The organism is Sinomicrobium weinanense (assembly GCF_018863395.1).
Taxonomy (GTDB): Bacteria; Bacteroidota; Bacteroidia; order Flavobacteriales; family Flavobacteriaceae; genus Sinomicrobium; species Sinomicrobium weinanense.
Genome location: NZ_JAHKRR010000004.1, coordinates 304,665 through 316,759 on the forward strand (window position 1 = coordinate 304,665; position 12,095 = coordinate 316,759).

The following is a 12,095-nucleotide window of genomic DNA, read 5'->3' on the forward strand; positions in this document are numbered from 1 at the left end:
GTAATGCTCCCGGGGTGGTTAGAGGTTAACCTTGGTCCCTACATTTTCACCGGAAACCACCTTGAGAAGGTTTCCTTTTTTATTCATATCGAAAACAATAATGGGTAATTCGTTTTCCTGGCTAAGGGTAAAAGCTGTGGTGTCCATGACCTTCAGTCCTCTTTTCAGTACGTCATCAAAGGAAATAAAGTCAAATTTGGTAGCGCTTTTGTCTTTTTCCGGGTCGGAAGTATAAATTCCGTCTACCCTGGTGCCTTTCAGTATTACATTAGCATTGATCTCAATAGCGCGGAGCACTGCCGCCGAGTCGGTGGTGAAGTAGGGGTTGCCCGTACCTCCGCCGAAGATAACCACTCTTCCTTTTTCCAGGTGCCTTATAGCCCTTCGCCTTATAAAAGGTTCGGCGACTTCGTTGATCTTAATGGCAGATTGAAGCCTGGTCTGTACGCCCACATCTTCGAGAGCACTTTGAAGGGCAAGTCCGTTGATCACGGTAGCCAACATTCCCATATGGTCGCCCTGGACCCTGTCCATGCCGTTGCTGGCTCCTGCTAACCCCCGGAAAATATTCCCACCTCCGATGACAATGGCCACTTCTACACCCTTGCCCGCTATTTCTTTGATATCTGCTGCATATTCCGCAAGGCGTTTCGGGTCTATTCCATATTGTCTTTCTCCCATTAATGCCTCGCCACTTAGTTTCAGGAGGATTCTCTTGTATTGCATAATTTTTCGGATGAGTTGTGTGCAAATATAAGGATAATCTCAAATTAAGAAAGTGAAAAATGAAAAGGGAAGGAGAGGGTGGGAGAAAAAGAGACTGGGGGAAGGGGAAAAGGGAGAAAAGGAGACTGGGAGGCTGAAAACGGATCAACCCGCAACCGGTAACCGGAAAACAAGACATGAAAAAGCCGTACTGAGTTCTAAATTCCAGTACGGCTTTTTATATATCGGTCAGGAAGGGGGCTTATCCTAAAGCTACCCTTTTGAATCCTGTTACGGTAAGGTCTCCGTTTACGGATTTTATATAATCGGAAACACTGAGCTTGCTGTCTTTGATGTATACCTGGTTTACCAGGGTGTTGTCTTTAAAGAAGCGTTTCAATTTACCTTTGGCAATATTCTCCAGCATGGCTTCCGGTTTTCCTTCGGTGCGCAGCTGGTCTTTGGCGATCTCGATTTCCTTATCGATCACAGTTTGGTCCACGCCTTCCTCGTCCAGGGCGATGGGGTTCATTGCAGCGGCTTGCATGGCTACGTTCTTTGCAGCTTCTTCAGCGCCATCGGCCTTGGCAGAAAGTCCTACTATCGTAGCGATCTTGTTTCCGGCATGGATATAAGATCCTACAAAGGGAGCTTCGATGGTTTCAAAACCTCCGATTTCTATCTTTTCGCCGATAACACCGGTTTGTTCGGTGAGCTTGTCCTCAACGGGGATCCCGTTGTAGTCGGCTTTAAGGAGTTCTTCCTTGGTAGTGTAGTTCAGTGCCAGTTCGGCCAGGTCATTGGCCAGTTTTACAAAAGATTCGTTTTTGGCCACGAAGTCGGTTTCGCAGTTCAGGGAAACGATAACACCCTGGGTAGCGTCTCCGTTTACCTTAGCAATAACAGCACCTTCGGAAGACGTTCTGTCTGCGCGTTTTGCTGCTACTTTCTGTCCTTTTTTACGGAGTATTTCAATCGCTTTGTCAAAATCGCCTTCGGCCTCTACCAATGCTTTTTTACAGTCCATCATACCGGCACCGGTAGCTTGTCTCAGTTTATTAACTTCAGCGGCTGTGATTTTTGCCATTTTTTTCTCGTTTTATTTGGGTAATATTAAAGGGTTGACCATATTATATACCGGTAAATATACCGGGCCTGTTTTATACGGTCAACACCTTAATATTAATTTTAGGTTTAATTTTCTTTGTTACTTTCAGCAGTTTCTGTGTTTTTTTCGGTCTCTGCCTCTTCCTTCTTGGTTTCTACCTTTTCTTTGGCTTCGGGTTGTTCGGCAGGAGCTTCATTTTTAGCAGCTTCCTTGTTGGTTTTGGCTGCGTCTTTTTCTGCTCTTTCTGCTTTTCTTTCCGAAAGGCCTTCGGCAACGGAGGCAGTTACGTGAGACAGGATCTTTTCGATGGATTTGGAAGCGTCGTCATTAGATGGGATAACGTAGTCCACATCGCGGGGATCAGAGTTGGTATCCACCATGGCGAATATTGGAATGTTTAATTTCTGTGCTTCTTTCACAGCGATGTGTTCACGCATGGTATCTACAATAAACAATGCTCCCGGAAGACGGGTCATATCTGCAATAGAACCGAGCTGTTTTTCCAGTTTGGCTCTTAAACGGTCTACCTGTAAACGTTCTTTTTTGGAAAGGGTATTGAAGGTGCCGTCTTTTTTCATTTTATCGATGGCCGTCATTTTTTTTACGGCTTTACGGATGGTCACGAAGTTGGTGAGCATTCCGCCGGGCCATCTTTCGGTAATATAGGGCATGTTAACGCCGCTCGCTTTATCGGCAACGATGTCTTTGGCCTGTTTCTTGGTGGCTACGAAAAGTATTTTTCGGCCGGAAGCTGCGATCTTTTTAAGGGCTTCACCCGCTTCGTCGATCTTGGCTGCTGTTTTGTACAGGTTAATAACGTGAATGCCATTGCGCTCCATATAGATATAGGGAGCCATGTTCGGGTTCCATTTTCTGGTGAGGTGTCCGAAGTGTACACCTGCTTCTAATAAGTCTTTTACGTCTATTTTACTTGCCATTTTCGTAATAGTTTACGTTCCGTTGAGTTAGCAATGACAAAGTGGCTCCGGAGGAGGCCTCTATCATTTGGATGCTAAACTAATTTCCCGGTTGCCCCGGGACAACAACAACTTGATTATTTTTAATACCGTCCCCGTAAAACCGGTTCCGGTGAAAACAAAAGGTTTCGGATATAAAATATCCGGATAAAAATTAACGCTTGGAGAACTGGAATTTCTTACGGGCTTTTTTCTGTCCGTATTTCTTGCGTTCTACCATTCTCGGGTCCCTAGTCAGCAAACCTTCCGGTTTAAGGGTTATCCTGTTTTCCGCGTCTACTTCACAAAGTGCCCTGGAGATCGCCAGGCGTACGGCTTCTGCCTGTCCTGTGCTGCCTCCTCCATATACGTTCACTTTAATGTCAAAGTTATCTGCCGTACTGGTGAGGTTCAAAGGTTGTTTTACCTTGTACTGTAAAGTAGGAGTGGGAAAATAAGTGTTAAGATCTTTTTTGTTGACGGTGATGTTTCCGCTTCCCTGGGAAACATAAACACGTGCAACCGCAGTTTTTCTTCTGCCGATTTTGTGAATTACTTCCATTACTTCAGCTCGTTTAAGTTAATTGCAGTAGGTTTTTGCGCTTCCTGATTGTGTTCTGCACCTGTGTATACTTTCAGGTTGCGAAACAATGCAGCGCCCAGTCTGTTCTTGGGGAGCATCCCTTTAACGGACTTTTCGATCAGGCGGGCAGGGTCCTTTTCATAGAGTTCCCTGGCATTGAGCGATCGCTGTCCGCCCGGATAACCCGTATGACGGATGTATTGCTTGGCTTCCCACTTGTTGCCGGTTAACTGGATCTTTTCTGCGTTGATAATAACAACATTGTCTCCACAATCCACATGCGGGGTGTAATTGGGTTTGTACTTACCTCTCAGGAGCTTGGCCACTTTAGAGGCAAGACGTCCCAACGTCTGTCCTTCGGCATCAACGAGTACCCACTGTTTATCTACAGTAGCCTTGTTGGCCGAGATGGTTTTGTAGCTTAACGTGTTCACACTAATTTATTTAAAATTAAACATTCCATTCCCAATAAATGGGGTGCAAATGTACAACTATAAATTGTAATAACAAACACCGGGATATTATTATTTGGGAGTAGGTAATCGTTTGGTTTTCATGTGGCTACTAATGGCACTTTAATACGATAATCGTACGGTGCCCCGTAGAGGAGTTATGCGGGTTTTTGTAAGCGCTGATTTTTCCGGCCTGTTGAGCACTTCGAATCGGAAAAATGCCTGTGGATTTTGATTTTGTAGATGCTTTGTAGATGTTTTTTTGGGGGCCGTAGTTGCTGTGTATGCCCTTGAAAATTGTTTCAGACTTTCCAGACCTTTAAATTTGTTTCCGGAGTTTTCCTATTTTCCTGCGTGGAAGGGAAGATAGGGAAAAGCTCTTTATACACGAAATACTTTGTAAAATAAAAGCCGTATTTTTATAAAGAGCGGTTTTAAATGTACGCTATAAACACCTGGTTAATATGAGAACATATCTATTCTTTGCAGTTTTTTTAACTTATACCGTAATAAGTGCCCAGCAGTTTCCCTATGACAGGGAATGGAAAAAGATTGAAAAGCAGGAGAGGGAAGGGAAGCTCAAAAGCCTCCTTCCGGCCGTGAACAAGATTTATAAAGCAGCAAAAAGAGAAGGGAATGCCACCCAGCGCATCCGTGCCGTACTCTATCGGGGAAAAATAGTGGTGATCACTGACGATGGCGGTGAAGAACAATTACAGGCGATCCGCGATTTTGAAGCAGAGATCGCTTCCGCTTCGGGTCCGGAAAAAAATATCCTGCAATCCATGCTGGCCGAAACACTGTATAGTTATTACCAGGGCAACAGGTGGATTATCGAGGAGCGCGCCCGTGTGAAAGAGGCCACAACGGAGGATTTCCGGTTCTGGAGTGAAAATATTTTTGACGAACGGATCACCGCGTTGTATCTCCGGTCCCTGGAAAATGCCGGGGAGTTGAAGGCGCAGACTATTGAAAAATGGGATAATATTCTGGAAAACCGGGAATGGAGGTATGTTTATAACAGGCAGAAAGAAGATAAAAACGAAGGGTTGAAATCGCAGCATGCCCGGGGAAGAGAACTCCGGCCCGCATTATATGATCTCCTGGTATATAGGGCTATCGGGTTTTTCCGGGACCAACCGGAAATTTTCTTTAACAGGTTTATTACCGAAGACGAAGCAGGCCCAAGAAAGGAAAAAGTTCTGGGCCTGCTCCGGGACCTTGCGGACTTTCACAGGGAAAAGGGCCATGTCAATGCACAGCTTTATAACGAATTGGAGATCCTCAAGGCCCGAAAAGAGGAATATACTGCGGAGAAATATATAAACAAACTCGAAAAACTTTCCCGGACTGCTCCCTCTGCATGGTATAACGGGGAAGTGTTGCTGGAGCTGGCCCGTTTTTACCGGGAGCAGGAAGACCGGGAAGACACGGATGACCTTCAGGCGAAAAAGAAATGGTGTGACAATGCCCTGGCCCTGGTAGCTAAAATCGAAAAAGACTACGCAAAGACCCATGCCGTAAGAGAGGCCATACAGCTCCGGCAGGACATACTTTCCAGAACTTTTTCCATCCGGGTGGAATCCTATGTCCCATCCGGGCAGTACAATCCTATGTCGGTAACACATAAAAACCTGGAGCACATTTATTTTAGGGTACTTCGGTATCATCCGAACCTCAATGATTTTTTCGGAAATCCTACAGACAAGATCCGTTATGCCAAAGATGAGGACCGGCAAAAAGTGCTGGATGAAATGCAGGAAAAATATCCGCTGGAAAAAGAATTTAGTATTTCCCTGAGATCATTTGACGATTACCAGGACCATACCACTACTGTTGCCCTGGAAGCATTGCCTCCGGGAAGTTATATTGTACTTGCGGCGAATACCCCGGATTTTAAGGTAGAAAGTGAAGGGTTTGCCTTGCAGTCGCAACTCGTCAATGTAACAGACTATACCATAGTGAGCAACGGGAAGGAAGTGCTGGTTACCGGGCGTCAAAGCGGGCATCCCGAAGCGGGGAAGACCGTGGAAGTTTATGAGAGGGACTCCAAAAAATTAAACATGGTAAAGACGCTTACTACCGATGCTTCGGGGAAATCCGTTGCCGCTTTCGATAAACAGGGGAGGTCACAACAGTATTACCGTATAAAGGGAGAAGATGTTTTTTATAACCACTCCGGTTATTATTCCGGGGTGGATTACGAGAGGCAAACCACCCATCACACCCGGTTTTTTACAGACCGGTCCATTTACCGTCCCGGGCAGACCGTCTATTTTAAAGCAATTCGCTATAAACAATATCCCGATGGCAGAAAAGAAGTGGTCGAAAAGGAGAAGCTCAATATTGAGTTGTCCGATCTTAATAAGAATATCCTGGGAACATTGGAACTGACCACAAACCGTTTCGGGTCCGTTTCGGGAGAGTTTGTCCTGCCAACGGGAGGGATTACAGGAATTTATATCCTGAAGGACGATCCCTATAACAGGTATACCTTTAGTGTGGAAGAATACAAACGTCCCCGTTTTGAAGTCATATTTGATACCATTAAAGAAATTTTCCGCCTGGATGAAGAAATAACCGCTCATGGAAAAGCACAGGCCTACTCCGGTGCCAGTATAGATAACGCTAAGGTAACATACCGCGTATACCGTAAGCCAATCTATCCTTATCTTCCCTGGTGGAGAAGGCAGAGCATAAGGCAGGAACCGAGAGAAGAGATCACTCACGGGGAAACAATGACCGATGCGAAAGGAAATTTTAAAATTCCGTTTGAAGCAAAAACACCGTCCCGTCCTGCTTCCGTAAAAAAGGAAAAGGAACCCCGTACCTATACCTATATCATAGAAACCGATATTACCGATATCAACGGGGAAACCCGGTCAGGCAGCCAGAGCATTACGGTAGGTGACCTGCGTTATACGCTTGGGCTGGATATCCCTTCCCGTGTAGAATGGGAGGCGTTAAAAAATATCACCCTTCATACCGAAAATCTCAACGGACAGTTCGCCCCGGCAAAAGGAAAGTTAACGCTTGCCAGGATCGTTCCGCCAGACAGGGTGTTGCGTGAAAATCCCCTGCAGGATGGAGATTACAAACTCTACGACAGGGCAGCATTTGTGAAAATGTTTCCTCATGACCCTTATGCGAAAGAGGATAAGAAGGAGAACTGGCCACAAGAAGACCCGGTGATTGCCGTGAACTTCGATACTGAAAAAGAAAATAAGATCAGGGTAAAGCCCAGAAGAAAATGGAAAGAAGGTTATTATCTGTTAAAAGGACATATTCTGGACGGACAGGATACGATCCCTGCAGAAAAGCTGGTATACCTCTATAAAAAGGAGAAAAAACATCCTGTGAACAATGAACTTTTTTCGGTGATGGCAGACAAGGAGAGTTATAATCCCGGAGATGAGGCGAAGGTGACTTTTGCCAGTGCTGCCCCGAATGCCACGGTCATTGCCGAGCTGGAATACGACGGTGAGATCGTAAAGAGGGAGGAACTGGAAATAAACAACGACGTCGGTGTCTTTTCCTTTCCCGTAAAGGAAAGTTATCGCGGAAATGTATATGTACATTATTATTTCGGAAAATACAATACGGCCCGGCAGGGAAGCGTAACCATAGCCGTACCGTTTGAAGAGAATAAATTGAAGGTCACGGCCGGAACCATGCGGGACAAGCTGCGGCCCGGAGATGAAGAGAACTGGGAACTGACCATCAGCGGAGAGGGCAAAGATGCTTTTCTGGCAAAATTTGCTACGGAAGGTGCGGAGGTGCTTGCAACGATGTACGATGCTTCACTCGACCAGTTTAAACCGCACAATATCAACTGGTCGCCTTACCATCTGCTGTCAAGGTCGTCCGGATATCGTAACTGGAACCTCAATATGGCGTATGGGACAACAAGGTTTTCCCGTATTTTTCGAAAAAACCTGTCACTGCCCGGAAGTATCGGAAGCCCCTTGTTCGACCGCGTTAACTGGTTCGGGTTTGATATTAACGGGAGGAATGCACAGAATAGCTATGTACATCGATTGAATATCCGTTTTAATTTAGAAAAGATATTAAAGGAGAAAACACAAGAAGTCGAAGAGAAAATAAAAAAGGATAAACGATATATAGGAGGTGCTGTTATCGATGAAGAAGGAGATCCCTTGCCCGGTGTCAATGTAATGATACAGGGGACTACAACGGGCATTGTAACAGACTTTGATGGCATATACACTATCGAGGCTGTTCCGGGCGATGTTTTGGTATTCAATTATATAGGTAGGGAAAGGCGAACAATCGCTGTTACTTCCGGAACCAGGATTTTTAATGTGGTCATGGAAGAAGACCTTGCTATTCTGGATGAAGTGGTGATTACCGGGTATGGTGAGTCAAGACTAATGGCCATGGCGGAAAGTCCTGTAGCAGATCAGTACAGTAATGTAGAATTGGGAGGGCCCGGGATAGAGTCTGAGCCGGCGCCTTCTGCTCCCGGGGAAGGTGAAATTGATGAAGCTATGGAAGTACAACCCCGGAGAGCCCTCCAGGAAACCGCATTCTTCTTCCCGCACCTCAAAACGGACAGGGAAGGTAGTGTAAAGATCAGTTTTACTACTCCCGAAAGCCTTACGGAGTGGAAGTTCATGGCCCTGGCGCATACGCCCGGATTACAAACGGTCAATTACCAGGCCAGTGTCCGGACACAAAAAGAACTGATGATCATCCCCAATCCGCCGAGATTTTTAAGGGAAGGAGATGAAGTTGAATTTCAGGCCAAAGTGACAAATCTGTCCGGAAAACCACTATCGGGAAATGCACAATTACAGCTTTTCGACGCTTTTACGATGAACCCGGTGGATGCGGCTTTCGACAATACGGATAATAACAGGGAGTTTACCGCTTCAGAAGGTCAAAGTGCCAATATAGCCTGGACATTAAAAATCCCGGAAGGGCACCAGGCCATTGTGTACCGGGTAGTGGCCAAAACCGGGAATACTTCGACAGGTTATTCCGATGGTGAAGAATCTGCCCTGCCGGTACTCACCAACCGGATGCTGGTCACCGAAACCTTGCCCGTTCATATCCGGGAAGGGCAGGAAAAGACATTTAAACTGGATAAGCTTGTGCTGAGCGGAGCCGAAGTGCTGGCGGAAAACAAATCGGCCACCCTCGAAAATTTTAAGCTCACTTTCGAAATGACCACCAACCCGGTCTGGTATGCCGTTTTTTCGTTGCCCTACCTGCGGGAGTTCCCCTATGAATGTTCGGAGCAGGTGTTTTCCAGGCTGTACGGCAACCTGATCTCGCACCACCTGATCAATTCAAACCCGAAGATCAAGGCGGTTTTTGACCACTGGAACAGTAAAGGACAGCTAAAATCCAGACTCGAAGCCAACAAAGAACTGAAATCCCTGCTGCTGGAGGAAACACCCTGGTTGCGCCAGGCAACTGATGAAAGCGAACAGATGAAACGTATCGCCGTGTTGTTTGAACTGAACAAGATGCAACTCGAATTTCAATCCACCTTCTTTAAACTTCAGGGCAAGCAGATGCGATCGGGAGGGTTCCCGTGGTTTGACGGGGGACAGGAAAATTTTTATATCACTACCCATATTGTTTCCGGCTTCGGTCATCTCGGGGCCATGGGTGTCAATTACGATAAAAACATGGACCCGTCAACAAACCCGGCTTTTCGGATCACTCCTTCTTTAATTCTCCGAAATGCCATAGAATTTATAGACGGAGAGATGGAAGAGCAATGGGACAAGTATGAAAAAAATGAAAAATACCCGCCTTCAACCTATAAGGGCATGTACTGGATGTATGCCCGAAGCTATTTCCTGAAAGACTACCCGCTCAGCAAAAAAGGAAAGGAAATGGCCGATTATTTCCTGAAGGAATTTGAGAAGAAAAAGTTTAGTGAATCCCGTTATTATCAGGCCATGCTTTCCCTGGTCTTTCACCGTTTTGACAAAGATGGCCCGGCAAAGGAATTGCTATTGTCTTTAAAGGACCAGGCCGTAGAGAGTGATGAAATGGGGATGTACTGGAAAGACAACCGTCCGGGCTGGTTCTGGTACAACGCCCCGATAGAGACCCAGGCCCTGCTTATTGAAGCCTTTGACGAGGTGCTGAAAGATACGGAAAGCGTGGAACTGATGAAAGTATGGCTGCTCAAAAACCGGCAGGCCAACCGTTGGACATCTACCAAGGCCACTACTGAAGCCGTTTTTGCCCTGATGAGTACAGGAAAAGACTGGGTAAATACAGAAGGAGGGCTCGACGTAAGTGTGGGCGGAGAAAAACTGGATCTCAAAAAACTCGAAGAACGTCAGCAGGGAAGCGGCTATGTAAAAGCCTCCTGGAACAAGGATGAGATAAAACCGGAAATGGGCACGGTAGAAGTGAAGAAAACCTCGCCCGGCGTGGCCTGGGGTGCCCTGTACTGGCAATATTTCGAGGATCTGGACAAGATCACTTCGGCTGAAACAGGCATCCGTTTCAAAAAAGAGCTTTTCCTGAAAAAACTCACGGATAAAGGGCCGGAATTACAACGTATCACCGAGGGGACCCCCATAAAAGTAGGAGACCTGGTCACTGTACGCCTCGAGATAAAGAACGATCGCGATATGGAGTTTGTACATATCAAAGACATGCGTGCCAGTGGTTTTGAGCCTGTGAATGTCATTTCAAAATACCAATGGCAGGGTAGTCTCGGGTATTATGAAAGCACCCGGGATGCCGCCACCAATTTCTTTGCAGACCACATGCCGAAAGGAGTTTACGTGTTTGAATACGACCTGAGAGCCAATAACGCCGGGAATTTTTCCAATGGGATCACTTCTCTTCAATGTATGTATGCTCCTGAAATGGGGGCTCATTCCGAAGGCATGCGGGTAGATATAAAATAAAGGTGAAAAGGATTTTTATAGCTTTTTTACCTTACCCATAAAAAGGTTGGCACCGCTTACCTGTTCATAAATGATAAAGACAAAAGGACGATTTATGACCACTGAAGGCGGGAGGGAAGTTTCAACGATCCCTACGCTGGTCACGGCAGCAGCTTCCGTCCCCTCTTCGTCGACACGGATGAAGGTCTTGTGTTTTACTTCGTCGATGAGCAGGTCTAGCGGGGCAATCCCTGTGAAATCTGCTGGGCCGTCAAAAGCGATTTCCATGCCCATGGCTTTCAGTATGTCGTTGTACTTGAGTTCGTATTCGAGCTCGAATTTTGGGAGTTTCAGGTCCATATCCCCGTAGACCCGGAGTTTCGACCTCCACGTTGCCAGGTTGGCTTGCGTAACTTTTTCGGCAACGAACTGGTCAATGGGCATTTTCGGGTCGCCGGGCATAAGGACGCTCATGGTAAAAAGGCTGTCACCGTACGGCAGTTGCACAAGGCGGACATCGTCATCGGCATACATGGCAAAACGGCTTTTCTGGCTCATCATGTCCACCTGTACCCGTTCGCCGGATTCCAGGACGAAATCGGCTTTATGTGTGTCGTCTTTGTCAAACTGAGTCAGCCAGTTACCTTTAAAATACAGGGCGTTGATCAGGTACATGATCATATTTCCGGGGATTTCGTCGATGATGGTTTTAATCAACCCTTCCGTGTTTTCCGCTACCCACTTGTTAATGATGTCCTTTGCACCGGGATCGGAAAAATCGAGCCCAGTGATTTCGGCTTCATACTTGTTCTTTAACCTTTGCACGAAATCTTCTTCCACGGGCAGGCCTTCTTTGTACCATACAGAATTGGCGATTTTTATTTTAACTTCAGGATCGGCCGTGAGGAGGAGTTTTACAAGGGATTGAAAAGCGTCATTGATCTCATCCATACTCATGCCATGCAGATAAAGGCTTGCCTGCATGTCTTCGAAGGTTTGTCCTTTTGCTCCGTTCAGGGTCATGGCCAATGCTGTGGAAATGCTGAGCGGGGAGATCATAAGGTTTTCTTCTTCGGTGTCGTACGCTACGGTACGACGAAAAATATCATAGCTAAAGGATTGGTCGGCCGCTATGATTTTCATCTCAGATGCATTCAGTTCGCGGGGCAACTCACCCTTGGGGCCTTCGGGGGTTGTGGAAGGGTCTTTGTCACATGCTACACAAAAAAGGAGTATGGGCAATACGATGCCGGTTATCACTACTTTTTTCATAATTATGGTGTTTTGGTTTATTTTAAAGATACTGAAATTCTGAAAAGGTTGCCTTAGATTGTGGTTATTGTTTTGATTTACAAATGCGTATAAAATAATTTTGCCTGTTTTACCTCTCTTCAGTATTGGATTTTAACA

General features: G+C 46.1%; 7 protein-coding genes. 1 reads left to right on the forward strand and 6 read right to left on the reverse strand.

Annotation, left to right across the window (positions count from 1 at the left end):
• Nucleotides 1-18: 18 nt before the first annotated feature.
• The 5 genes from pyrH to rplM all read right to left on the reverse strand — a co-directional run bounded on the left by pyrH (nt 19) and on the right by rplM (nt 3,786).
• Nucleotides 19-726 (reverse strand): UMP kinase, encoded by a 708-nt coding sequence (gene pyrH / locus KN811_RS13625; RefSeq protein WP_187963691.1) that lies wholly within the window; start codon nt 724-726, stop codon nt 19-21.
• Between the two features lie 241 nt (nt 727-967).
• Nucleotides 968-1,792 carry a translation elongation factor Ts gene (gene tsf / locus KN811_RS13630; protein ID WP_187963692.1) on the reverse strand — a complete coding sequence of 275 codons (825 nt, stop codon included), beginning with the start codon at nt 1,790-1,792 and terminating at the stop codon, nt 968-970.
• A gap of 107 nt (nt 1,793-1,899) precedes the next feature.
• A complete protein-coding gene (gene rpsB, locus KN811_RS13635; protein ID WP_187963693.1) occupies nt 1,900-2,751 on the reverse strand; it encodes a 30S ribosomal protein S2 in 852 nt (283 codons plus the stop codon).
• Nucleotides 2,752-2,944: 193 nt separating this feature from the next.
• Nucleotides 2,945-3,331, reverse strand: a complete 387-nt coding sequence (rpsI, locus tag KN811_RS13640; protein ID WP_187963694.1) for a 30S ribosomal protein S9 — start codon at nt 3,329-3,331, stop codon at nt 2,945-2,947.
• Nucleotides 3,331-3,786, reverse strand: a complete 456-nt coding sequence (gene rplM / locus KN811_RS13645; protein WP_187963695.1) for a 50S ribosomal protein L13 — start codon at nt 3,784-3,786, stop codon at nt 3,331-3,333. The genes rpsI and rplM overlap by 1 nt, the downstream gene beginning before the upstream one ends.
• A gap of 482 nt (nt 3,787-4,268) precedes the next feature.
• Here rplM and KN811_RS13650 point away from each other — a divergent pair, with 482 nt between their 5' ends.
• The gene (locus tag KN811_RS13650; RefSeq protein WP_216334853.1) at nt 4,269-10,706 is read left to right on the forward strand and encodes an alpha-2-macroglobulin family protein; all 6,438 of its coding nucleotides are present in this window, start codon (nt 4,269-4,271) and stop codon (nt 10,704-10,706) included.
• 15 nt (nt 10,707-10,721) lie between these two features.
• On the opposite strand, the gene KN811_RS13655 is transcribed toward KN811_RS13650, so the two are convergent.
• Entirely contained in the window at nt 10,722-11,957 is a 1,236-nt protein-coding gene (locus KN811_RS13655; RefSeq protein ID WP_187966597.1) for a serpin family protein, read from the reverse strand.
• Between the last annotated feature and the right edge of the window lie 138 nt (nt 11,958-12,095).